At 72.4% G+C, this 23,153-nt stretch carries 15 protein-coding genes; 8 read left to right on the top strand and 7 right to left on the bottom strand.

The features are described from left to right. Positions 1 to 11 precede the first annotated feature (11 nt). The 3 genes from KBX46_RS09220 to gatA all read left to right on the top strand — a co-directional run bounded on the left by KBX46_RS09220 (position 12) and on the right by gatA (position 4,609). A complete protein-coding gene (locus tag KBX46_RS09220; protein WP_210792114.1) occupies positions 12 to 2,594 on the top strand; it encodes a bifunctional diguanylate cyclase/phosphodiesterase in 2,583 nt (860 codons plus the stop codon). 157 nt (positions 2,595 to 2,751) lie between these two features. Continuing rightward, positions 2,752 to 3,057 carry an Asp-tRNA(Asn)/Glu-tRNA(Gln) amidotransferase subunit GatC gene (gatC, locus tag KBX46_RS09225; RefSeq protein ID WP_099851058.1) on the top strand — a complete coding sequence of 102 codons (306 nt, stop codon included), beginning with the start codon at positions 2,752 to 2,754 and terminating at the stop codon, positions 3,055 to 3,057. A 76-nt stretch (positions 3,058 to 3,133) separates the two neighbouring features. Further along, on the top strand, positions 3,134 to 4,609 hold the full coding sequence (gene gatA, locus KBX46_RS09230) for an Asp-tRNA(Asn)/Glu-tRNA(Gln) amidotransferase subunit GatA (RefSeq protein ID WP_088946530.1): 1,476 nt from the start codon (positions 3,134 to 3,136) through the stop codon (positions 4,607 to 4,609). A 39-nt stretch (positions 4,610 to 4,648) separates the two neighbouring features. On the opposite strand, the gene KBX46_RS09235 is transcribed toward gatA, so the two are convergent. Continuing rightward, on the bottom strand, positions 4,649 to 5,254 hold the full coding sequence (locus tag KBX46_RS09235; protein ID WP_210792115.1) for a hypothetical protein: 606 nt from the start codon (positions 5,252 to 5,254) through the stop codon (positions 4,649 to 4,651). Positions 5,255 to 5,375: 121 nt separating this feature from the next. On the opposite strand from KBX46_RS09235, the gene gatB reads away from it, so the two are divergent. Beyond that, positions 5,376 to 6,875, top strand: coding sequence for an Asp-tRNA(Asn)/Glu-tRNA(Gln) amidotransferase subunit GatB (gene gatB / locus KBX46_RS09240; protein WP_099851064.1), 1,500 nt, complete (start codon positions 5,376 to 5,378; stop codon positions 6,873 to 6,875). Between the two features lie 85 nt (positions 6,876 to 6,960). Next, positions 6,961 to 9,318 (top strand): pyruvate dehydrogenase, encoded by a 2,358-nt coding sequence (locus KBX46_RS09245; RefSeq protein WP_210792116.1) that lies wholly within the window; start codon positions 6,961 to 6,963, stop codon positions 9,316 to 9,318. 312 nt (positions 9,319 to 9,630) lie between these two features. On the opposite strand, the gene KBX46_RS09250 is transcribed toward KBX46_RS09245, so the two are convergent. The 3 genes from KBX46_RS09250 to KBX46_RS09260 all read right to left on the bottom strand — a co-directional run bounded on the left by KBX46_RS09250 (position 9,631) and on the right by KBX46_RS09260 (position 14,340). Then, complete coding sequence (locus KBX46_RS09250) at positions 9,631 to 11,196, bottom strand: metallophosphoesterase (RefSeq protein WP_210792117.1); 1,566 nt, start codon at positions 11,194 to 11,196, stop codon at positions 9,631 to 9,633. 61 nt (positions 11,197 to 11,257) lie between these two features. Next, the gene (locus KBX46_RS09255; protein ID WP_210792118.1) at positions 11,258 to 12,430 is read right to left on the bottom strand and encodes a sorbosone dehydrogenase family protein; all 1,173 of its coding nucleotides are present in this window, start codon (positions 12,428 to 12,430) and stop codon (positions 11,258 to 11,260) included. A 92-nt stretch (positions 12,431 to 12,522) separates the two neighbouring features. Beyond that, on the bottom strand, positions 12,523 to 14,340 hold the full coding sequence (locus KBX46_RS09260; RefSeq protein WP_210792119.1) for a GAF domain-containing SpoIIE family protein phosphatase: 1,818 nt from the start codon (positions 14,338 to 14,340) through the stop codon (positions 12,523 to 12,525). 186 nt (positions 14,341 to 14,526) lie between these two features. On the opposite strand from KBX46_RS09260, the gene KBX46_RS09265 reads away from it, so the two are divergent. Beyond that, positions 14,527 to 15,453: a 2-hydroxyacid dehydrogenase gene (locus KBX46_RS09265; protein WP_210792120.1), complete on the top strand. Its 927-nt coding sequence runs from the start codon at positions 14,527 to 14,529 to the stop codon at positions 15,451 to 15,453. On the opposite strand, the gene KBX46_RS09270 is transcribed toward KBX46_RS09265, so the two are convergent. Then, positions 15,447 to 15,839, bottom strand: coding sequence for a PH domain-containing protein (locus KBX46_RS09270; RefSeq protein WP_210792121.1), 393 nt, complete (start codon positions 15,837 to 15,839; stop codon positions 15,447 to 15,449). The genes KBX46_RS09265 and KBX46_RS09270 overlap by 7 nt on opposite strands. Positions 15,840 to 16,057: 218 nt before the next feature. Here KBX46_RS09270 and KBX46_RS09275 point away from each other — a divergent pair, with 218 nt between their 5' ends. Then, the gene (locus tag KBX46_RS09275) at positions 16,058 to 18,448 is read left to right on the top strand and encodes a GGDEF domain-containing phosphodiesterase (RefSeq protein WP_308159434.1); all 2,391 of its coding nucleotides are present in this window, start codon (positions 16,058 to 16,060) and stop codon (positions 18,446 to 18,448) included. Between the two features lie 20 nt (positions 18,449 to 18,468). Here the strand turns inward: KBX46_RS09275 and KBX46_RS09280 are convergent, their stop codons facing one another. Further along, positions 18,469 to 19,488, bottom strand: a complete 1,020-nt coding sequence (locus tag KBX46_RS09280; RefSeq protein WP_099851075.1) for a LacI family DNA-binding transcriptional regulator — start codon at positions 19,486 to 19,488, stop codon at positions 18,469 to 18,471. 119 nt (positions 19,489 to 19,607) lie between these two features. On the opposite strand from KBX46_RS09280, the gene KBX46_RS09285 reads away from it, so the two are divergent. After that, positions 19,608 to 22,061, top strand: coding sequence for a glycoside hydrolase family 2 protein (locus KBX46_RS09285; RefSeq protein WP_210792123.1), 2,454 nt, complete (start codon positions 19,608 to 19,610; stop codon positions 22,059 to 22,061). A gap of 146 nt (positions 22,062 to 22,207) precedes the next feature. On the opposite strand, the gene KBX46_RS09290 is transcribed toward KBX46_RS09285, so the two are convergent. Beyond that, positions 22,208 to 23,050: a hypothetical protein gene (locus KBX46_RS09290; RefSeq protein ID WP_210792124.1), complete on the bottom strand. Its 843-nt coding sequence runs from the start codon at positions 23,048 to 23,050 to the stop codon at positions 22,208 to 22,210. Positions 23,051 to 23,153 lie beyond the last annotated feature (103 nt).

Genomic DNA, 23,153 nt, shown 5'->3' on the forward strand with positions numbered 1-23,153 from the left:
CGGGAGGTGTGGTGGAGGTCGCGGATCCACGCAACTCACTCCCGCCGGGACGGGCCACACCGTTCGCCATCTTCGTCGTCGGCATCCTGGTGGTCGCGGCGCTGACCGCCGCCGTGCCCCTCGCGTCCCTCCCGGACGAGGTGTCCCGGCTGCCGGTGGCGTTCTGGACGATGGCCGCTCTCGCCGTGGTCTGCGACGCCCGGCCGTTCGTCCCGCCGGGGCGCCGGCAGACCTCCGCGGTGTTCCCGTCCACCTGCTTCACCTTCGCGATCCTGCTCGGGTGGGGCCTCGGCCCCGCGGTGGTGGTGCAGGCGATGGGGGTGATCGTCTCGGGCTGGCGGATGCGGCACGCAGCCTGGCGGACGGCGTTCAACGTCGGCCAGTACGTGTGCGCCCTCGCCGCCGCGTACGGGGTGATCCAGCTCGGCTCGGGCACCATCTTCTCCGGCGGGCGGTTGCACTGGACCGACGTGGTCGCCGTCGGCGGTGCCACGTTGGCGTGGTTCGTCGTCAACTACGGGCTGGTCAGCTGGGCGGTGCGGCTGCGTTTCGGCGACCGGTGGTGGCCCACGCTGCGCCGGGGCCTCGGCTTCGAGTTGCTCTCCACCGGTTCACTGCTGCTGCTCGCCCCGGTGCTGGTTGCCGCCGCGCGGGTCAGCGCGGCGCTGATCCCGCTGGTGCTGGTGCCGCTCTTCGCGGTCTACCGGATGGCCCGGCTGACCGTCGAGCAGCAGCACCTCGCCGCCGCCGACCCGTTGACCGGTCTGCCCAACCGCAAGGCGCTGCTGGCCGAGGTGGCGGAGCAGGTGCACCTGCACGCCGAGCGGACGGCCCGCGGCGAACCCGACGGGCAGTTGGCGCTGCTGCTGATCGACCTGGACCGTTTCAAGAACGTCAACGACGCGCTCGGGCACGCCGTGGGCGACCGGCTGCTGGTCGAGGTCAGCGCCCGGCTCACCGACGTGCAGCCCCGACCACAGATGATCGCCCGGCTCGGCGGCGACGAGTTCGCCATCGTGATGACCGGCCTGACCGACGTCGGTCAGGCCAGGGAGTTGGCTGACCAGGTGGTCCAGGCGCTGGCCGAGCCGGTGCCACTCGACGGACTGCCGTTGGACGTGGGCGGCTCGATCGGGATCGCCCTCTTCCCCGAGCATGGCGAGGACTTCGCCACCCTGATGCGCCACGCCGACGTGGCGATGTACGACGCCAAGCACCGCAACGACACGGTGGCCGTCTACGCCCCCGAGTCCGACCACAATTCCGCCGAGCGCCTCGGCCTCCTCGCCGACCTGCGCCGGGTGTTGGAATCCAGCCCGTCGAGTGACCTGTTCGGCACCGACCCGGCGGACCAGGCGGACGGGGCTGTCGACGTACCCCTTGCGGCGACGGCGGAGGTGCGCGGCGGTGACGGCGCGGCGCTGCCCGTCGGGTCCCCGGCCGAGGCCGCACCCCACGCGGACCCGGCACCGGCGGTCGCCGCGGCACCGCCGACCACCAACCGGTGGTGGGGGCGCCGTCGGCGCAACGACGCCGAGCTGGTGCACGCCGACGAGTTGATCAACCGGATCGCGACCGGCGCCGACCCGATCCGGGGCCGTGGCTCCCGTTCCACGGTCACCGGCACCCGCTCGGGCCTGACCCGGGAGCGACGCGCGGGGGCCGGCAACGGCCGCCGGTCACCGAACGGGAGCACGGTCCCCGCGAGGGGCAACGGCGGCCTCGGGCGGCGGAGCGACATCGGGACAGGCGGCCCGGGCCACCCGGTCGAATCGACGGGGTGGGCGCACGCGGACGGCGAGACGGCAGAGGACGCCGGGGAAATCACCATGTACTACCAGCCGCAGATCGCCATCGCGACCGGCGAGGTGGTCGGTGTCGAGGCCCTGCTGCGGTGGCGGCATCCCCGGCGGGGCATGGTCGACCCGGAGGAACTCATCCGTGTCGCCGAGCAGAGCGCGGTGATGCGACTGCTCACCCGGCGGGTGGTCGACGACGTGGTGGAGCAACTCGCCAAGTGGTCGGCGGCCGGCATCGGCCTGCGCGCGGCGCTGAACGTGAGCGTGCGCGACCTGCACACCGGCGACGTCGCCGACCAGATCGCCGACCGGCTGGCCCGCTACGGGGTGCCTGCCGACCGGCTGCAGGTGGAAATCACCGAAGGTGCGTTGATGGCCGACCCGCGCCGGGTGCTGGCCACCATCTCCCAACTGCACCGGATCGGGGTGGCCATCTCGTTGGACGACTTCGGCACCGGCTACTCCTCGCTGCAACACCTGCGCCGGTTGCCGTTGTCCGAGGTGAAGGTGGACCGGTCGTTCGTGCTCGGCATGGCCGAGGACGCCGACGACGCGGCGATCGTCCGATCGATGATCGAGTTGGCGGGCGCGCTGGGCCTGCGGGTGGTCGCCGAGGGCGTCGAGGACGAGCGGACCTGGCGGATGCTGCACGCCGCCGGCTGCGACGCCGCCCAGGGCTGGTTCTACGCTCGGCCCATGCCAGCCGAGGAGCTGGTCACCTGGCTGGCCCGGTACCGGCCGGTGCGCCCGAGCGGGCCCCCGCAGTCGGACATCGGCCGCCGCCCCACCCGCTGACCCCTCCGCCGGCATGGCATTCCGGCTGCCGGAGGGGGAGTCGGGGACGCGGCACCGGAGCGGAACAATAGACTCGCTCCGGTCACCGCGCGTCACGCTCCACCCGTCGCGCGGCCGGCACACCGCCCGACCAGCAGGACATCAGAAGGGGGCACGGATGGCCGCCATCTCCCGCGAGGAGGTCGCGCACCTGGCGCGCCTGTCGCGGCTCGCCGTCACCGAGGAGGAGCTGGACATGTTCGCCGGCCAGCTCGACGTGATCCTCCAGGCGGTCGCTCAGGTCGGCGAGGTCGCCGCCGCGGACATTCCGCCGACCTCGCACTCGGTGCCGCTGACCAACATCTTCCGCGAGGATGTCGTCACGCCGTGCCTGACCCCGCAGGAGGCGCTGTCGGGCGCACCCGACGCCGAGGACCAGCGGTTCCGCGTACCGCGGATCCTGACCGAGGATGTGGCGTCATGAGCGAGCGCCAGCGAGTGAATCATGGTTGCAGCGCGGTGGTGCCTCATGGCGTCATGGAGCGAAGCGGAGTGACGGCATGAGCGATCTCACCAGAATGACCGCGACGGAGATCGCGTCCCTGGTCGCCGGGGGCGAGACCTCCGCCGTCGAGGTGACCCGGGCGCACCTCGACCGGATCGCGGCGGTCGACGACCGGGTGCACGCCTTCCTGCACGTCGACACCGACGGCGCGCTCGCCGCGGCCCGCTCGGTGGACGAGCGCCGGGCCGCCGGCGAGGAGCTGGGCCCCCTCGCGGGTGTGCCGGTCGCGGTCAAGGACGTGCTCGCCACGCGGGGCGTGCCGACCACCGTGGGCTCGAAGATCCTGGAGGGCTGGCGCCCGCCGTACGACGCGACGATCGTGCAGCGGCTGCGCGAGGCCGGCACGGTGATGCTCGGCAAGACCAACATGGACGAGTTCGCGATGGGCTCCTCCACCGAATACTCGGCGTACGGCCCGACGCACAACCCGTGGGACCTGAGCCGGATCCCGGGTGGCTCGGGCGGTGGCAGCGCTGCCGCGCTGGCCGCGTACGAGGCGCCGCTGGCGATCGGCTCGGACACCGGCGGCTCGATCCGCCAGCCCGGCGCGGTCACCGGCACCGTCGGTGCGAAGCCCACCTACGGCGGCACCTCCCGGTACGGGCTGGTGGCCTTCTCCTCGTCGCTGGACACTCCGGGCCCGTGTGCCCGTAACGTGCTCGACGCGGCCCTGCTGCACCAGGTGATCGGCGGGCACGACCCGCGTGACTCCACCTCGATCCCGCAGCCGGTGCCGGACGTGGTGGCGGCGGCGAAGCTCGGCGCGACCGGCGACCTGACCGGTGTGCGGCTCGGCATCGTCAGCGAGTTCGTCGGCGAGGGCGCCGAGCCGGGTGTGATGGCCGCGTTCCGCGAGTCGGTCGACGCTCTCGCGAAGCTGGGCGCGGAGATCGTCGAGGTGTCCTGCCCGACGTTCGCGTACGCGCTGCCGGCGTACTACCTGATCGCCCCGAGCGAGTGCTCCTCCAACCTGGCCCGGTTCGACGGCGTCCGGTTCGGCCTGCGGGTCGGCGACGACGGCAACCGGTCGCTGGAGGAGGTCATGTCGCTGACCCGCGAGGCCGGCTTCGGCCCGGAGGTCAAGCGCCGCATCATGATCGGCACGTACGCGCTGTCGTCGGGTTACTACGACGCGTACTACGGGCAGGCGCAGAAGGTCCGGACGCTCATCACCCGGGACTTCACCGCCGCGTTCGAGCGGGTCGATGCGCTGATCTCGCCGACGACCCCGTCGGTGGCGTTCCCGATGGGCGCACGGACCGCCGACCCGTACCAGATGTACCTGGCCGACCTGTACACGATCCCGACGAACCTGTACGGCGGGCCGGGCATCTCGGTGCCCTGCGGCATCTCCGAAGGGCTGCCCGTCGGCCTGCAGGTGATGGCCCCGACGATGGCCGACGACCGGATGTACCGGGTCGCCGCCGCGTTGGAGTCCGCAATCGGCACGTTCACGCCACCGGCGTTGTAAGCCCCGCAAGCGGTCGAGGCGGGTCGGGGACAGGCGGTTTCACGCCGGTCCGTGACCCGCCTCGGCCGTGTTGGTCGTCGGCCCGGCGAGGTAGCGGCGGGCCTCCCGCAGGCCACGCCAGCGATACCAGGCGGCACCTCCCCAGAGCAGGAGCAGCAGTGCGGCCAGCACGCGGCCGAGCGGGCGGACCGGGTCAACCAGGGGCGGCAGTTGACTGAGGAAGCCCACCGTGAACAGCACCAGCAGCCATCGTTGACTGACGCGGGACCGGGCCTCCTTGCGAGCCAGCGCGTCCAGACGAGGGTCGTCGGTGGACCCGTCGCGTAACGCCTGCACGATCCGCCGCCTGGTCGTCGGGTCGGTGCCGGCCGTCCGGGGCATGCGCCTGATCAGCCGCCGGCCGAAGACGAGGGCGACGACCGCGCCGACCAGCGGCGGGATCAGCATCAGCGCGAACGCCGCGAAGAGGTCGGGGCCCCCGGTCCCGCCGTCGACCATCGCGGCGGTGCCCATCGCGGCCGCGCCGACCACGACGGCCGCGGCGACGACGTACGTGCTGCGGCGGTGCTGCCCCCGCGGCACCTGCTCGTCTGCGAGGATCACCTGCCGGGTCAGCGCTCCTGGTCGTTCCCCCGTATTCGTCATGGTCGCTCCGTACCCCACCGTCGGCGACGACACGCGCGCCCGGCGAAACCCGCCCGAGGATTGATCGGGCAACCCCATTAGGCTGGACAGGTTCTGTCCCGGATCGCGCCTGGAGCGTCTCATGACCACGACACTGCCCGCGTACGACGAGGTCGTTGCACGCTACGAACCGGTGATCGGCCTGGAGACCCACGTCGAGCTGGGCACGAACACCAAGATGTTCTGTGGTTGCCCGACCGACTTCGGTGGCGAGCCGAACACCCGGGTCTGCCCGGTGTGCCTGGGCCTGCCCGGCTCCCTGCCGGTGGCCAACAAGGCGGCCATCGAGGCGATCATCCGGATCGGCCTGGCGCTGAACTGCTCGATTGCCGAGTGGTGCCGGTTCGCCCGGAAGAACTACTTCTACCCGGACATGCCGAAGAACTTCCAGATCAGCCAGTACGACGAGCCGATCTGCGTCGACGGCTACTTGGACGTCGAGGTGGGCGGCGAGACGGTGCGGATCGAGATCGAGCGGGTGCACCTCGAGGAGGACACCGGCAAGACGCTGCACGTCGGTGGTGCCACCGGCCGCATCCACGGCGCGACGGAGTCGCTGGTCGACTACAACCGGGCCGGCATCCCGCTGGTGGAGATCGTCACCAAGCCCATCCCGGGCACCGGCGCGCTCGCACCCGACGTGGCGAAGGCGTACGTCACCGAGCTGCGCGACGTGATCCGCACCCTCGGTGTCTCGGACGTGCGGATGGAGGAGGGTTCGCTGCGCTGTGACGTGAACACCTCGCTCAACCTGCCGGGGCAGGAGTGGGGCACCCGCACCGAGACGAAGAACGTCAACTCTCTGCGGTCGGTGGAGCGGGCGGTCCGCTCGGAGATGCTGCGGCAGGCGTCGGTGCTCGACGCGGGCGGCCGGATCACGCAGGAGACCCGGCACTTCCACGAGGACACCGGCGACACCACCCCGGGACGTTCGAAGGAGACGGCCACCGACTACCGGTACTTCCCGGAGCCGGATCTGGTGCCGATCGCCCCGGACCCGGCCTGGGTCGCCGAGCTGAAGGCCGCCCTGCCGGAGCTGCCCCGGGTGCACCGGCGTCGGCTCCAGCAGCAGTGGGGGCTCTCCGACCTGGACATGCAGTCGGTGCTGAACGCCGGCGCGGTCGAGCTGATCGAGGCCACAGTGGCCGCCGGCACCACCCCGGCGGCGGCCCGCAAGTGGTGGCTGGGCGAGCTGTCCCGCCGGGCCAACGAGAGCGGTGTGGAGCTGGCCGAGATCGGTGCCACTCCCGCCCAGGTCGCCGAGTTGCAGGGGCTGGTCGACGCCGGCAAGCTCAACGACAAGATGGCCCGCGCGGTGCTGGAGGGCGTGGTCGACGGTGAGGGCTCACCCGCCGAGATCATGGCCAGCCGGGGTCTGGAGGTCGTGTCGGACACCGGCGCGCTGACCGCCGCCGTGGACGAGGCGATCGCCGCGAACCCCGGCATCGCCGACAAGATCCGCAGCGGCAAGGTCGCCGCGGCCGGCGCGCTGGTCGGCGCGGTCATGAAGACCACTCGGGGTCAGGCCGACGCCGCCGCCGTCCGCACGTTGATCCTGGAGCGCCTCGGCGTCGAAGGCTGACCGGCACGTCACCCTCTGCCGCCCCGGGCGGCGCGATCCACACCCCTCGCGAGGGCGTCAACGGCGACGCCTGGATGGAGCCACCGTGACCCAGCACGACCTCGATGTCCTTGACGAGATCCAGCGGCGGGTGCTGTGGCTCGCCACCCGGATCGTGGACGCCGCCAACCATGACCGGGCCACCGGAGACGGTGTGAAGGTCGGCGGCCACCAGGCGTCCAGCGCCTCCCTGGTCACGGCGATGACCGCGCTGTGGTTCGCGCACCTGGACGCCGAGGACCGGGTTGCGGTGAAGCCGCACGCGTCCCCGGTGTTCCACGCCATCCAGTACCTGCTCGGCAACCTGGACCGCTCGTACCTGCCCCGGCTGCGGGCCCGGGGCGGCCTCCAGTCGTACCCGTCGCGGACCAAGGACCCCGACGAGGTGGACTTCTCCACCGGCTCGGTGGGTCTGGGCGCGGCCGCGCCGCTCTTCGCCGCCGCCACCCGTCGCTACGTCGACGCGCACTTCGGGGCCCGACCGCACTCCCGGTTCGTGGCGCTGATCGGCGACGCCGAGTTGGACGAGGGCAACATCTGGGAGGCGGTGGCCGACCCGGCGACCACCGGGCTGGGCAACGTGATGTGGCTTGTCGACTTCAACCGGCAGTCGCTGGACCGGGTGGTCCCCGGCATCCGGATCAACCAGTGGCGGGGTCAGTTCGAGGCGGCCGGCTGGCACGTCGTGGAGGTCAAGTACGGTCGCCGGCTCGCCGAGGCGTACGCCCGGCCGGGCGGCGAGGCGCTGCGCGACTGGATCGACGCGATGCCCAACGAGCAGTACCAGTCGCTGTTCGGGCTGACCGGTCCGGCGCTGCGCAAGCAGTTCCTGGACGGCGCGCCGGCCGGCATCGACGAGCTGATCGCCCACGTCAGCGACGAGGACCTCGGTCCCCTCGTCACCGACCTGGGCGGGCACGACCTGTCCGCGATGCTCGACGCGTACGCCCAGTGCGACGCGGTCACCGACCGGCCCAGCGTCGTCTTCGCGTACACCGTGAAGGGTTGGGGTCTGCCCATCGCCGGCAACCCGCGCAACCATTCCGCGCTGCTCAGCTCGGAGCAGGTCGACACGCTGCGGGCCGCGCAGGGGCTGACCTCCGAGACCGAGTGGGACCGCCTCGACCCGGCGTCACCGGCCGGCATCCGGGCAGGCGCCCGCCGGGAGGCGCTGTCCCGAGCGCCCCGCGAGCGCGCGCTGGGGGTCACCGTTCCGGAAAGCACGGGAGTACGCGCAACCAAGCCCATCTCCACCCAGGAGGTCTTCGGTCGGGTGCTGGTGGACCTGGCGCGGAACCGGGAGGTCGGCCGCTACCTGGTCACCACCGCCCCGGACGTGGCCACCTCCACCAACCTGGCCGGGTTCATCAACAAGACCGGGGTGTTCGCACCCACCGAGCAGCGCTCCTGGACCGAGGACCGGATGCTGCGCTGGACGGAGAGCCCCGCCGGGCAGCACATCGAGCTGGGCATCTCGGAGATGAACCTGTTCCTGCTGCTCGGCCAGCTCGGGCTCTCCTGGGACCTGTCCGGTCAACCGCTGCTGCCGGTGGGCACGGTCTACGACCCGTTCGTCCTGCGCGGCCTCGACGCGTTCCTGTACGGCACGTACTCCGGCTCCCGGTTCGTGGTGGCCGGCACCCCGTCGGGCATCACCCTGGCCCCGGAGGGCGGCGCCCACCAGTCCACCATCACCGCGTCGGTCGGCCTGGAGCTGCCCGGGGTGACCTTCCTGGAACCGGCGTACGCGGCCAGCCTCGACTGGCTGCTCTGCGACGCGCTCGGGCAGATCGCCGGCGGGTCGGCCCCGGCCGCGACCGCCGCGCCGACCGAGGACGGGGCGTACTACTTCCGGTTGAGCACCCGGCCGCTGGACCAGGCGCCGTTCGAGGCGGCCCGCGCCCGGCTCGGCGACGCGGTCCTGCGTCGGCAGGTGGTCGCCGGGGCGTACCGGCTGGTCGACGCGCACCAGGCGTATCCGCACCTGGTCGACGCCCCGGTGGTGCAACTGGCCGCCTCAGGCGCGGTACTGCCCGAGGTGTTGGCCGCTGCGGCGGAGCTGGCCGACGAGGGCGTCGCCGCGCACGTGGTGGACGTGACGAGCCTAGACCGGCTCTACCGGGCCTGGCAGCGCACCCTGCGCCAGGGCGTGCGGACGGCCACCGTGCCCAGCGTGCCGGGCGCGCTGCGGTCCGCGTTCGTCGATCGGGTGCCGGTGGTGACCGTGCACGACGCCGCGTCGCACGCGATGGCCTGGCTCGGTTCGGCGGTCGGCGCCCCGGCGGTGCCGCTCGGGGTGGACGAGTTCGGCCAGTCCGGCAGCGTCGCCGAGCTGTACGAGTTGCACGACCTGCTGCCCGGCAGCATCGTCAACGCCGCGTTGGCCGCCATCGCCCTACGCTGACCGCGGCGGAGAGCGGTATCACACTGAGTGATTCGCATAGGAAAGAACCCGTTCGCAACTCGCTGTAATCGTCTCTGTAGCTCACGCCACGCCCTTTCCTCCCTTTGCTCTGCTGCCGCCGATGCGCCACCCGGTCTGAACAGCGCGAACCAACCGTTGCTCCTTTGGCGTCATGGCGTGCGGGGCGGACCGACAGTGACTGGTGCAGATTGGGCGGCAGAGCAAAGGGGGGAAGCAGGGGTGGGGGAGGCTCGTCTCTCTTTACTCTCTGTCGAACTGAAGGGCGGCGGTCGGTCGCCCTTCCCCGCCGCGTCAGCGGGTCGGGCTGGTGGTGGGCGAGGGGGACGCCACGGTGGGGTTCTCCACCAGCCGTCGTTCCAGGTTGACCTGGGCCTGCCCGGTGCCTCCGACGGTGATGGTGTCGTACGCCTGGAGCATCTTCAGCTGGTCGAAGTAGAGCACGCTCATCGACAGCGGGGTCGGCTTCTCGCCCTCCAGGCCGCGCAGCCCGGCCCCGCCGGTCGAGCCTTCGACCATCAGCGTGGTGGGCTGCTGCCCGGGCACCTGCGGCAGTTTGGAGACCTGCCGCGCGTGGGTGTGCCCGGCCAGCACCAGCGGGCACGTGCCGGAGAGCGGCCCGGCCGACGCCGGATCGTGCACCAGCGCGATGTTCACCGGCCGGGGTGAGCGGCGCACCGTGGTCGCGAGCTGCTCGCCGACCCCGGTCACCTGGTCGGCGACCTGCTGGGTCAGGCCGCTGCCGGCGGGTGAGGTGTTCTTGTCCGGGGTGAAACGCGGGTCACCGACGCCGGCGATGGTCAGCCCGGCGACGGTAGTCGTCGTGTTGTTCAACACGATCGCGTTCGGCTGGCGGGCCACCGCGGCGGCGGTCTTGCCGGAGTCGTGGTTGCCCCGGATGAAGACGTACGGCTTCTTGAGCAGGCCGATCGACCCGACGAAGGACGCCTCAGGCTCGCTGCCCCAGTCGGTGATGTCGCCGGTGTCGATCACCACGTCGATGCCGAACTGCTCCACCACCGTGCGGATCAACTGCCAGCCGGTCGGGTTCAGGTGCATGTCGGAGACGTGCAGCACCCGCGTGGTGCCCGGGGTCGGCTCCAACAGCGGAAGCGCCGAGACGGTGGTGTAGAGCTGGCTGACATTGCCGACCAGACGTTGCAGCTGCTCGGCGTACTTGGTGTAGTCGTTGGCGATCCGGCGCGCGTCGCCGACGATGGCCGGTGCGTTGACCAGCAGCCCTTCGTAGCGTGGTTCCTCGATCGCCTGCGGACGCAGGGTGGCCGCCGCCGTGCCGAGGCTGCCGGCGGTGATCAGCAGTGCGAGCCCGCCCGCCCAGGCGGTCCGCCGGACGTTGCGGAAGATCAGCCCGGCCAGGATCAGGGTGACCAGCACCGACGTGCCGAGGGTCCGCAGGCCGAGCCGCATCACCCCGGAGCGGACGTCCTCGACGGCGCTCTGGCTGGCCCGGCTGATGCTGGCCGGGTCGTCGATCAGCGCCTCGGTGCGGCCCTGGTCGAGTGCGCCCAGGCGGACGGTGAGGTGGGTCGGCCCGTCGTGGCTGTCGAGCAGCAGCGCGCCCAGCGGTGGGATGTCGACGGTGGTGCCGCCGTCGCGGGCGGGGGAGATGCTGAGGTTGGCCCGGAACGGGCCGATGTCGGTGTCCACCCGACCGCCGGCCAGCACCCCGAGCACCGCCCCGCCCAGGGCCACGGCGAGGATGGCGACGACCAGCCCGATGCGGCGCAGCAGCTCGGCGGACCCGAGCCGCCGACTGTCCGGGCGCGGCCGGTCGCCGCCGGTCGCCGGGTCGTCCCGGTCGTCGGCGTCGTCGTGCTGCTCGTCGCGTTGCCCGTCCATGCTGAAAGTCTGACCTGCCCGTCGAAAGATCTTGGCAAACCTGACCGGATGGTGACGAACGTCAGCTGCGGCCGCCGTCGCCGCCCGCGAAGACAACCCGCAGGAGTCGGTCGTCGTCGCCGGCCGGGTCACCGCGCCCGTCGTGGTTGGAGGTGCCCACCCAGAGCGACCCGTCCGGTGCCGCGGCCACCGCACGCAGTCGACCGTACCGGTTGGTGAGCAGCTCACTGGGCTGGCCGAGCAGCGTCCCGGTGTCGGTCAGCTCCATCGCCCAGAGGCGCTTGCCGCGCAGACAGCCGGTGACCAGCAGCCGGTCCGTGGCGGCCAGACCGGAGCAGGAGGCGTCCGAGGTGGCCCACTGCGTGATCGGGTCGGTGAACCGCTTGTCGCCGGCGCGCCCCTCGACCTCCGGCCAGCCGTAGTTGCCGCCCTTGGTGATCTGGTTGATCTCGTCCCACGTGTTCTGGCCGAACTCGACGGCGTACATCCGCTTGGCGCCGTCCCAGGTGAACCCCTGGACGTTGCGGTGGCCCAGTGACCAGACGGGGGAGTTGGGGTATGGGTTGCCGGCGGAGGGCTTGCCGTCCGGAGTGATCCGGAGGATCTTGCCGCCGAGGCTCTTCACGTCCTGGGAGGAGGGGCGCTCACCCGCGTCGCCCGTGCTGACGTAGAGCTGCCCGTCCGGCCCGAAGCCCAACCCGCCGCCGTTGTGCACGTTGGCCTTGGGGATGCCGGTGAGGATCGGGGTGGGCTGACCGCCGAGTTGCAGCCGGGCGACCCGGTTGTCCTGGGCGGCGGTGTAGTAGACGAAGACCGTGCGGTCCTGGGCGAAGGCCGGGGAGACGGCGATGCCGAGGAGACCGCCCTCGCCGGCCGCAGCCACCTCGGGGATCGTCTGCACCGGGCGGACGCGCAGCCCGTCCGGCCCGGACTCGGGGCCGACCTGAAGGATCCGGCCGTTGTCGCGTTCGGTGACCAGCGCGCCGCCGTCCGGCAGGAAGGCGATGCCCCACGGCACCCGCAGACCCTTGGCGAGCACTGTCGCCACCGCCTGCTGGCCGGCGCCGCCGGCGCTCGCCGGCGCGGACGGGGTCGGCAGGTTGGGCGGCTCGCCGGCCGGGTCGGGTTCCGGTTCGCCGAAGCTGCAACCGGAGGCGAACAGCAGCGCCGCGCAGGACGCCGCGAGGGCCGCCCGGAGGCGACGGACGCGAGGGTACGGGGGACGGGCTCTCACCCGGCCCAGGGTAGCCCGCTCGACGGCCCGGCCGGGCCCGTCGCGATCCGACGGGTGCCGGTGAACCCTGCCGGTGGTCCCCGGTGGACCGCTCACCGTGCCCGTACGGCCAGCAGCGCGGTGTCGTCCTCGCGGTGGTCGATCGAGGCGAGCAGCAGGTCGCACAGCTTGTCGAGGGGCAGCGTGTCGGTGCCGGCCAGTCGGCCTGTCAGCTCGGCCAGCCCTTCGTCGATGGAGCGGTCCCGCCGCTCGATCAGCCCGTCGGTGTAGAGCAGCAGGGTGTCACCGGTGGCCAGGTTGGTCGACTGGCTGGTCCGCGTCGACGGCCGGGCCAGCCCGAGCAGCGGCTCCGGGGTCGCCTCCAGGGCCTCGACCGCCCCACCGGCGCGAACCACGAGGGCCGGTGGGTGCCCGGCGTTGGACCAGGTCACCTCGTGGACACCGCCGCGCTGCGGGCAGATCCGGACCAGTGTCGCGGTGGCGGCGATCGGCAGCCGCAGGCCACGGATCGCGCCGTCCAGGTTGCTCATCAGCGACCCGACCGTGTCCGGCCGGCCGAAGGCGTTGCCCCGCACCAGGTTGCGGAGCTGACCCATGGTCGCCGCCGCCTCGATGTCGTGCCCGGCCACGTCGCCGATCGCCGCGATCACGTCACCGTCGGGCTGGACGAAGGCGTCGTACCAGTCGCCGCCGACCTCCACCCGGTCGGCCGCCGGCTGGTAGCGGGCGGCGAGCTCCAGCTCGGTCACGATCGGCAGCTGGGGCAGCATGCTGTGTTGCAGCACCTCTGCGACGTGCCGCTGCTCGCCGTACATCGAGCTGTTGCCCACGGCCTGGCCGGCCCGGCGGCCGATGTCGACAGCGGTGAGCAGGTCGCGGTCGTCGAACTGCTGCCGTTGCGCGCCGTTGACGAGGGTGATCGCGCCCAGCACGGTGCCGCCGACGCCCTGCATCGGCACGCTCAGGTAGGAGGCGATGCCGAGACGGTCGGCGATCGTCGACATCTCCGGGTGTGTGGTGCCCCTCGTGACGTCGGCCAGGGACGCCACGCTGCCGAGCCGGGGCTGGCCGGTCCGCAGGACCGCCCGGACCATCGACTCGGGGCTCAGCCCGGTGCGCAGCAGCTCACCGAAGCGGTCGACGTCCGCCGCCCGGGCCGGGTCGCGGTGCACCGAGACCACCTCGCGGGGCAGGCCGGTCGGCCCGATCAGGGTGAGCAGGCACCAGTCGGCGAGCAGCGGCACCATCGCGGCGGCGAGCCGGCGCAACGCGGTGCCCACGTCCAGGGTGCCGGCCAGCGTCTCGCTCACCCCGGCCACCAGCTCCAACCGCTCGTGCGCCTGCACGATCCGCCGCCCGGCCTCCTGCGCGCTGTCGAGCGCGATCCGCAGTCGCAGCTCCGACGAGCAGGCGGCGGCCAGGTCGGCCAGTGTCCGCAGCTGCGCTGCCGTCCACGCTCGGGGCTTGTTGTCGATGGCACACAGCGAGCCGAGCACCCGACCGGAGAGGTCGGTCAAAGGCATCCCGGCGTACGCGACCACGCCGAGGTCGTCGATCGCCAGATTCTCCCGGACGCGGGGGTAGAGCCGGGCATCCGGCAGCACCATCGGCACCTGGATGTCCACGACGTGCTGACAGAACGAGTGGCTCAGCGGGGTCTGCCGACGCTCCGACCAGGGGTCCGGCAACCCGACCGCGCCGGGGAAGAACTGCCGGTCGGCGGAGACCAGGGAGACCAGCGCCACCGGCACGTCCAGCAGGTCGCTGACCAGCCGGGCGAACCGGTCGAACGCCTCGTCCGGGACGGCGTCGAGCCCGGTGTCAGCGAGCGCGCGCAGCCGCGCCGGTTCGCCGAGCGCCGCAGGCGGGACGATCGGAGGCCGGGCGGTGGCGGGGGAGCCGTCGGTCATCGAGCACCTGTCTGCCGGGGCGGAGGCCGACCGGCCCTCCGACCCTTCGTTATACCTCGTCCAGGGCGGAGTCGAACATCGGTGTGCTGAGTCTCGCCCGCCCCGACCCCACGCGCCATCCCCCGGGACGTCTGTTCGCCGCCGTGCCCGCGCCGGCCGTGGTCAGGGGGACTATCGTCGGCGGACGTGAAGGTATGGATCCCACACCAGGCCGGTCTGAACCTCATGGGCGAGCTGCCCCGGGACGTGACGGTGGAGGTGTTCGAGCACGCCGACCGGCTGCCCTCGGAGGCGACCGACGTCCGCGTCTGGGTGCCACCGTTCCTGGGCGGCTCGGACGCGACGGCGTTGCTGCGTGAGCTGCCCGACCTCGCCGTGGTGCAGTTGCTCTCCGCCGGGGCGGACGCCTGGGCCGGCCGGACACCGCCGGGGGTCACGCTCTGCGACGCGCGGGGTGTGCACGACCCGTCCACCGCCGAGTGGGTCGTCACGGCTGTCCTTGCCCAGCTGCGGGCGTTCCCGACGTTCATCCGGGCACAGGCCGAGCGGCGTTGGGCCAACGAGGGAAACCTCCCGACCGACGAGCTGACCGGCAAGCGGGTGCTGATCGTCGGGGCCGGCGCGATCGGCACCGCGGTGCGGGACCGGCTCGCCCCCTTCGAGGTGAGCTTCACGCTGGTGGCGAGGACCGCCCGACCGGAGCAGGGCGTGCACGGCGTCGAGGAACTGCCCCGGCTGCTGCCCGACGCCGACGTGGTGATCGTGATCGTGCCGCTCACCGACCAGACCCGTGGCCTGATCGACAAGGACTTCCTGGCCGCGATGCCGGACGGTGCGTTGCTCGTCAACGCCGCCCGGGGGCCGGTGGCCCACACCGAGGCGCTGGTCGCGGAGCTGGCCACCGGTCGGATCTCGGCAGCCCTGGACGTCACCGACCCGGAGCCGCTGCCCGCCGACTCGCCGCTCTGGACGATGCCGAACGTGCTGCTCACACCGCATGTGGCCGGGTCGGTGCGAGGTCTGCTGCCGCGTGCCTACCGACTGGTCGGTGACCAGGTGCGCCGGTTCGCCGCCGGGCAGCCGCTGATCAACACGGTGGTCGACGGCTACTGACCGGGCGCCTCGGCCGGGTTGTCGGGCAGCGTCTGGCCGGTGGCCGACACCAGCCGGGGCAGGTCCACGCCGCGTACCGCCGGCAGGGTCACCTGCTGGCCGTCGTCGAGCCGCGCGACCGCACGTCCGCGCTGGTCGGTGACCAGTTCGAGGACCTGGTCCCAGTCGATGCGGCGTTGCCCGGCCAACGCCCGTACGCGCAGCTCCCGGGCGTTGGCGTCGGTGCCGGCCCGCCAGGCCCAGAGCGCGACGGCGAGCGGCAGGAGCAGCACCGGCAGCAGGTAGGTCCGGGCGCTCGCCAGCGGCAGTGCACCGATGAAGGCGATGACCGCGGCGACCAGGATGGCTTGGTTGTACCGGAAGCGGACCGTGTCGGGCTTACTCACCCTCCGATGATCCCACCCCCGGCCGGTCCGGCTCGCGGCGGGCGGTGCCGGCGGGGTGCGGTACGCCGTACAGTGACACAGGTCATTGTCTCCTCCAGGTGACCGACACGTAACCAATCCGGCCGCCGATCGTTTTCGTTTGTTGAGCAGCGGACTCGCAACGTCCGATGCCCCGCACCGTCGTACCGCCCCCGTGCCCCCTCACGAAGGCGACCGCCGTGCTCCTCGCGTACCCGTTCCGTGTTCTCGTCCCTCGCCGGGCGGCACCGGAGGCCGCCACCTCCACCGCGGTGGCGCTGCTTCTTCTCGCCGGTGCCATCGGCCTGGTCCCGGCCTCGGTGGTGATCGCGCTGACCGCTGGTGCCGGCGCCACGCTCGCGGGGGTGCGACTCTCCCGGCTGGCCGGACGACGCCGCGCCGATCCGTCACCGCGTACGGCGGGTGTGCTCCTCGACGCGGCGGTGGTGACCGCTGGCCTCACCGCCGTCGTGCTGCCCCTGGCCGACGTCGGGTCGACCGTCGCCATGCTGATCGGTTCGTTGATCGTGGCCGCCCTCTCCGGGCTCGGTCTCCACCGCCTTCCCGGCCGGACGCGGGCGTCGGCCGGTGTCCTGCTGCGCCGGTCCGTCGAGTCGAGCGGCCCGGCCGTCGGCCTTGCCCTCGCCGGCTGGCTGCTGCTGCCCCGTGCCGACCTGCCGGGTTCGACCCGGCTGGTCGTCGCGCTGGCGCTCGGCGGACTGGGGATGGCCGCGCTCAACGCGTTCGCGGGGCCGAGGCGACGCTCGGGTGCGGAGGTCTGCCGGGGCGGTGTCCTGCTCACTCTGGGCGGGTTGGTGCTGCTGGCCACGCTGCCAACCGAGCCGGTCGGGCCGGCGGCCCTGCTGGCCGTACCCCCGTTGGTGTTCGGGATGCTGCTCGTCGCGGTCGGCGCGGCCGACGCGGCCGACGAGGGTGACTCCGAGCCGGCGGAGCCGGTCGCCGCGGCCTGGCCCCGAGCGGTGCTCCCGGCGGCGATGCTGCTGCTGGCGGCGGGTGTGCACCTGGCTGCCGGCCGTGCTCCCGACCGGACGAGCGTGGTGTTGGCCTTGGCGGCGGTGCCGTCCCTGGTGCTGCGTGACCTGCTGCGCGCGGGTGGCACCTCCACCACCGAACGGCGGGCCGCGCACCGCAGACGCGCGGGCGGCGCGGTCCGGCACCGCCATGCGGCGCCGGCACGCTGGCCGGGCAGGTCGGAGCCGCCAGCCGCACCGGCCCAGCACCACTCCGGCCGCGCCGTCGACCCGGCCACACCGAGCGATGTCGGCCCAGCCTGGGCAACCGACGACGGTGCCGCCTGGTCAGCGTTCAACCGACGGCCCGTCCCGGCGGGCGGCGGTGGTCCGGGTGACCGGGCGGCCCTGCTGGACGCCCTCGCCGCGATCGGCGACGTGCCGGCACCGACCGGCGCGCTGCTGTTGGTGGACCTGCACGGCACCGAGGGCGTCGGCCCGACGGCCCGGGAGGACATGCTGGCCGAGGCGGTGCACCGGGCCCGCGCGGTCATCGCCCCCGACGACCTGGTCACCGGGTGCACGGGTGCCGGCTTCGCCGTGGTCACCGCCGCCGGTCCGATGCTGGCGTACGCGCTGGGCACCCGGTTGTTGACCGCGCTCAGCCCGCCCTACCGGCTGGGCGGTGCGGTGCTGCGGGTGCAGACGAGCATCGGGTTGGCCGAGGTCAGCGGGGCCGGGCCGGCGGACGTGCTCCGTCAGGCCGAGCTGGCCCGACGGCGGGCCGTGCAGCTGGGCCGGGACCGGGTCGAGTGGTACGACGCGTTCCTGGAAGAGCAGCTGGTTCGCCGGCTCGACCTGGAACGCGAGCTGCCCGGTGCGGTGGCCCGCGGTGAGTTGGATCTGGTCTACCAGCCGGTGGTCGACCTGGCCGACGGGCAGCCGGTGGGCGCGGAGGCTCTGCTGCGCTGGCGGAGCCCGGTGCTCGGCACGGTGCTCCCGGCCGAGCTGCTGCCGGTCGCCGAGGACCTGGACCTGATCGGCGAGTTGGAGTGGTGGGTTCTGGACCGGGCCTGCCGGCAGTTGTCCGACTGGTCGGTGGGCGTACGGGAGCTGTGGATGGCGGTCAACATCACCACCCGGGAGCTGACCACCCCCGACTTCGTGCAGCGGGCCGCGGCCGTGCTGGCCGCGTACGGGGTGCCGCCGGAGCGGCTGGTGGTGGAGGTGAGTGAGCCGAGGGTCGCCGGTGACCTGTCGACGGTGGTGGCCCGGCTGGCCGGGCTGCGGTCGCTGGGTGTGCGCACCGCGTTGGACGACTTCCGGGCCGAGCACGCCTCGTTGGCGCAGCTTCGCCGCCTGCCGATCGACCTGCTCAAGGTGGGCCCGGAGTTGGTGGGCGCACGGCCGGACGGGCAGCCGCCGCTGATCGACGTGGTGGTCAACGTCGGAGAGCGGCTGGGTGTGGAGATCGTCGCGGAGGAGCTGGAGTCGTCGGCCCAGGTGGAGGGGGCGCGCCGGGGTGGCTGCCGGTACGGGCAGGGGTTCGCGCTGGCGCGCCCGGCGACAGCCGAGCGGGTTGAGGCGTACTTCGAGGAGTTCCCGTCAGCGTCCCGCTGAGCCCTGGTAACTGAACCGGTTCACCTCATCCGGGGTGGTGCGGTGCTGCCGCGCGGGGTGAGGTGCGGCGTCTCGTCCTGCACCCGGCCGGCGGGCTGTCCGGCGATGACCGCGAGCAGTTGGCGGGCGGCGTGCGCGCCGTACGCGGGGATGTCCCTGCCCAGCGCGGTCAACGACGGGTGCACCAGGCGGCACAGCGGCGAGTCGTCCCAGGCCACGATGGACAGATCACCGGGCACGGTGAGCCCCATCTCCTGGGCGACGGAGAGCCCGGCGATGGCCATCACGTCGTTGTCGTAGATGACCGCGGTGGGCCGTTGGGCGGAGCTGAGCAACCGGCGGGTGGCCCGACCTCCCTCCTCGCCCGTGTAGTCGGACCAGACAGTGGTCGCGTCGACCAGGTCGAGCCGCTGGCAGATCTCGGCGAAGGCCTCGGTGCGGATCTCGGTGTGCCGCAGGTCGGGCAGGCCGCCAACCCGGGCGATGCGTCGGTGCCCGAGGGCGACCAGGTATTCGACCGTCTCGGTCAGCGCTGCGGCGTCGTCGGACCAGAGACTGGACAGCTCACCGGTGCCGCCGGGCCCACCGATCACCACCGCCGGCAGTTGGAGCTGCTCCAGCGCGGAAATGCGCCGGTCGTCGGTGCGCAGGTCGCACACGAGCACCCCGTCCACCCGGCGTTCGGCCCACCACCGTCGGTAGACCGCGATCTCGGCGTCGTGGTCGGCCACCACCTGGAGGGTCAGCGCGTACGAGCGGGCGGAGAGCTCGGCCTCGACGCCACTGATCAACGCCATGAAGAACGGCTCGATGCCGAGTGTCCGGGCCGGTCGGCACAGGGCCAGGCCGACTGCCCCGGCGGTGGCGGCGGAGAGGGCGCGGGCGGCGCTGCTCGGGCTGAACCCGATCTCCGTGGCGATGGCCAGGATGCGCTGCCGGGTGGTCTCGGAGACGCCGGGCTGCCCGTTGAGCGCGTACGACACGGCGCCCTTGGACACGCCGGCGCGTCGGGCGACGTCGGCGATGGTCGGCCGCTTCACCGGCGTGCTCCTCTTCGCTGCGGGGCGTCAACCGGCCGTTGACAGTCACCATGGTGGACCGTACGGTTGCTAGCTTATCCGGTTCAGTAAACGTCTTTCGATGCGGAAGGTGCGGTGCAATGGTGAGCCGACAGGCACTCTACGACGGTTGGACCCTGCGGGCGGCACCCGGAGCGCAGGTGCCGGCCGGGATCGTCGGGCGGGCCGTGCCGGCGACAGTGCCGGGTTGCGTGCACACCGACCTGCTCGACGCCGGGCTGATCGAAGACCCGTACCTCGACGACAACGAGCTGGCGCTGGCCTGGATCGGGCGCACCGACTGGATCTACCGGACCACCTTCGTGCACCGGCCGGGCGACGACGAGCGTGTCGACCTGGTCTGCGCCGGCCTGGACACCGTCGCCACGCTCACCCTCAACGGTGTCGAGGTCGGCCGCACCGAGAACATGCACCGCGGTTACCGGTTCGACGTCCGGTCGCTGCTGCGCGACGGCGACAACGACCTGGTCGTGGCGTTCGACTCCGCGTACCGCTACGCCGAGGCGCAGCAGGAGCGGCTCGGCGACCGGCCCAACGCCTACCCGGAGCCGTTCCACTTCATCCGCAAGATGGCCTGCAACTTCGGCTGGGACTGGGGGCCCACCCTGGTCACCGCCGGCATCTGGCAGGAGATCGGCCTGCACGCCTGGTCGACCGCCCGGCTGGCCACCGTCCGCCCACTGGTCACCATGGACGGCCGCGACGGCCGGGTCGAGGTGCACGTCGAGATCGAGCGGGCCTCGGACGTCCCGCTGACCGTCCGCGCCGCCGTCGCCGGCTCCCGCACCGAGGTGATCGTCCCGGCCGGCCAGCGCACGGCCGTGCTCACCCTCACCGTCCGCGAGCCCACGCTCTGGTGGCCCCGGGGGTACGGCGAACAGGCACGCCACCCGATCGAGGTGACAGTGCACGGGCCGGACGACGACACCCTCGACGTCTGGTCGCACCGGGTCGGCTTTCGCAAGGTGCGACTGGACACCACGCCCGACGAACACGGCACCCCGTTCGCGCTGTCGGTCAACGACGTCCCCGTCTTCGTCCGGGGCGTCAACTGGATCCCGGACGACGTGTTCCCCACCCGGATCACCCGCGACCGACTGGCCGAGCGGTTCGACCAGGCCGTCGAGGCCAACATCAACCTGCTGCGCGTCTGGGGCGGGGGCCGCTACGAGTCGGCGGACTTCTACGACCTCGCCGACGAGCGGGGGCTGCTCGTCCAGCAGGACTTCCTCTTCGCCTGCGCGGCCTACCCGGAGGAGGAGCCCTTCGCCACCGAGGTTGCCGCCGAGGCGGCCGAGCAGGTGACGCGGCTGGCGCCGTACCCGTCGCTGGTGCTCTGGACCGGCAACAACGAGAACATCTGGGGCTGGCACGACTGGGACTGGCAGGAGCCGCTGGCGGGGCGCACCTGGGGGCGTGGCTACTACCTCGACGTGCTGCCCCGGATCGTCGGCGAGCTGGACCCGACCCGCCCGTACTGGCCGGGCAGCCCCTGGTCGGGCACCGAGGCGATCCACCCCAACGACCCGGCGCACGGCACCACGCACATCTGGGACGTGTGGAACACCGACGACTACACCAGATACCGGGAGTACGTCCCGCGCTTCGTCGCCGAGTTCGGCTACCAGGCACCGCCGGCGTACGCCACAGTGCGCCGGGCGCTGAGCGACGAGCCCCTGGCGCACGACTCACCGGGCATGGCGCACCACCAGAAGGCAGCAAACGGTGACGCCAAGCTCCAGCGGGGCCTGGACGCGCACCTGCCCGCCCCGGCGGACTTCGACGACTGGCACTACCTGACGCAGCTCAACCAGGCCCGCGCCATCCAGCTCGGGGTGGAGCACTTCCGCTCACACCGGGACGTCTGCGCGGGCACCATCGTCTGGCAGCTCAACGACTGCTGGCCGGTGACCTCCTGGTCGGCCGTCGACGGCGACGGCCGACGCAAACCCCTGTGGTATTCGCTGCGCCACGCGTACGCCGATCGGCTCCTCACCGTGCAGCCCCGCGCCGGCGGCCTGGCCCTGGTCGCGGTCAACGAGAGTGGCACACCCTGGCGGGCGTCGGCCTCGGTGATGCGGGTGACCCTCGCTGGCGAGCCCCGGGCGAAGACGACGATGCAGCTGGCCGTTCCCGCGTACTCGGCGGTGACGCTGGCGCTGCCGGCGGAGCTGGCCCGGCCGGAGGAGGCCAGGCGCGAGCTGCTCGTCGCCGAGGCGGGGGAGAACACGCGGCGGGCGTTGTGGTTCTTCGCCGAGGACCGTGAGGTGGAGTGGCCTGTGGCGGCCTGGGAGGCGACGGTCGAGCCGTTCGACGGTGGGCAGCGGGTCCGGGTCACGGCCCGCACGGTGCTGCGCGACCTGACGCTGTTCGCCGACCGGCTCGACCCGACGGCTTCCGTCGACGAGGCTCTGGTCACCCTGCTGCCGGGCGAGTCCACGACCTTCACCGTGCGGGCTTCTGATCCGCTGGACACTGCTGCGCTGACCGCTCGACCGGTGCTGCGCTGCGTCAACGACATTCAGCGAAGCTAGGCCACCGCGTCCGGGGGCCGACGCGGTCGACCTGCGCGACCTCAGCTGACCCGGAGCCGGCTGTCAGTCGGGCGCGACGAGTGGGCGGACACGGCACTGCCCGGCGGGCGCGTCTCCGCGCCCGCCGGGCAGTCTTCCGGTCCTGATCAGTTGCTGGCGGTCAAGCCCTGCAGGCCCTTGAGCATCTCAGCGAAGTCGAGGGTCTCCGCCGTCGGCGGCGTCTCGACCGTCACCGCCTTGCCGTAGTCGGTGTAGTCCATCACCAGGTCACCCAACGGGCCCATCTTCAGGGCCGCCCGGCGGGGCCGGTACTGCTCGTCAACCCACAGATCGGTGGTGATCTCCTTGACGCCCATTTTGGTCATCTGCTGCTCGACGCCTGCCCGCAGCTTCGCGTCGACCTGCTCAAGGTGGGTCGCCAGGGGGGTGTTGACCGTGTAGTGGACGGTGGCCGTCCCGTCCACCGTCTCCTGCCCGACCACCTTCGTGCCCTCGGTGGCGATCAGCGTCTTGACCTGCTTGGTCGGGTCGATGTCCTCGAACTGCTTGCCGAAGTTCATCCCGGCCTGCTTGCCAGCTTCGCTCAGGTCCATCTTCATCCAGCGCTTGCCGTCCATGCTGGAGCGGTCCTCGGCCGGAATCTCGACGTAGATGACCGCACCGACCATCCGGACGACAGTCGAGTCGCCCTTCGGGTCCGTCGTCGTCATCTCGGCCTTGACCGGGTCGCCGAGGTCCAGGACGCCGCGCATCTCGACCTTCTCGCCGCCCGCCGTGCCCGTCATCGACACGGCCACCGAATCGCTCTTGTTGGTGGCCTCGGCCGTCTTCTGCAGCGACCCCTTGAGGTCACTGGCCAGCAGCTCCAGAGCGCTGGGCTGCTTGGGCTCGTTGGACCCGCCGGACGTCGTGCCACACGCGGAGACAGCGAGCGCGGTGAGCGCCGAGACCGCCACCGCAACGGACTTCTTGCCAAACGACACGTACACGCCTCTTCCCCGCAGGAATCCGGGCTCTCCCCGAATTGATCGACGACACGCTAACCGACGCGTCCGACATCCGCGGACCGGTTCAGCCTCTCGACATCAGCGA

Source organism: Micromonospora sp. C81 (assembly GCF_018070425.1).
In the GTDB taxonomy this organism is placed as follows: domain Bacteria; phylum Actinomycetota; class Actinomycetes; order Mycobacteriales; family Micromonosporaceae; genus Micromonospora; species Micromonospora zamorensis.

Excerpts from the sequence above, each read along its gene's own strand:
- KBX46_RS09285 (WP_210792123.1), top strand. The coding sequence starts at position 19,608 with ATGGTGAGCCGACAGGCACTCTACGACGGTTGGACCCTGCGGGCGGCA.
- gatB (WP_099851064.1), top strand. The coding sequence starts at position 5,376 with ATGACCACGACACTGCCCGCGTACGACGAGGTCGTTGCACGCTACGAA.
- KBX46_RS09250 (WP_210792117.1), bottom strand. The coding sequence starts at position 11,196 with ATGGACGGGCAACGCGACGAGCAGCACGACGACGCCGACGACCGGGAC.
- KBX46_RS09235 (WP_210792115.1), bottom strand. The coding sequence starts at position 5,254 with ATGACGAATACGGGGGAACGACCAGGAGCGCTGACCCGGCAGGTGATC.
- gatA (WP_088946530.1), top strand. The coding sequence starts at position 3,134 with ATGAGCGATCTCACCAGAATGACCGCGACGGAGATCGCGTCCCTGGTC.
- KBX46_RS09260 (WP_210792119.1), bottom strand. The coding sequence starts at position 14,340 with ATGACCGACGGCTCCCCCGCCACCGCCCGGCCTCCGATCGTCCCGCCT.
- gatC (WP_099851058.1), top strand. The coding sequence starts at position 2,752 with ATGGCCGCCATCTCCCGCGAGGAGGTCGCGCACCTGGCGCGCCTGTCG.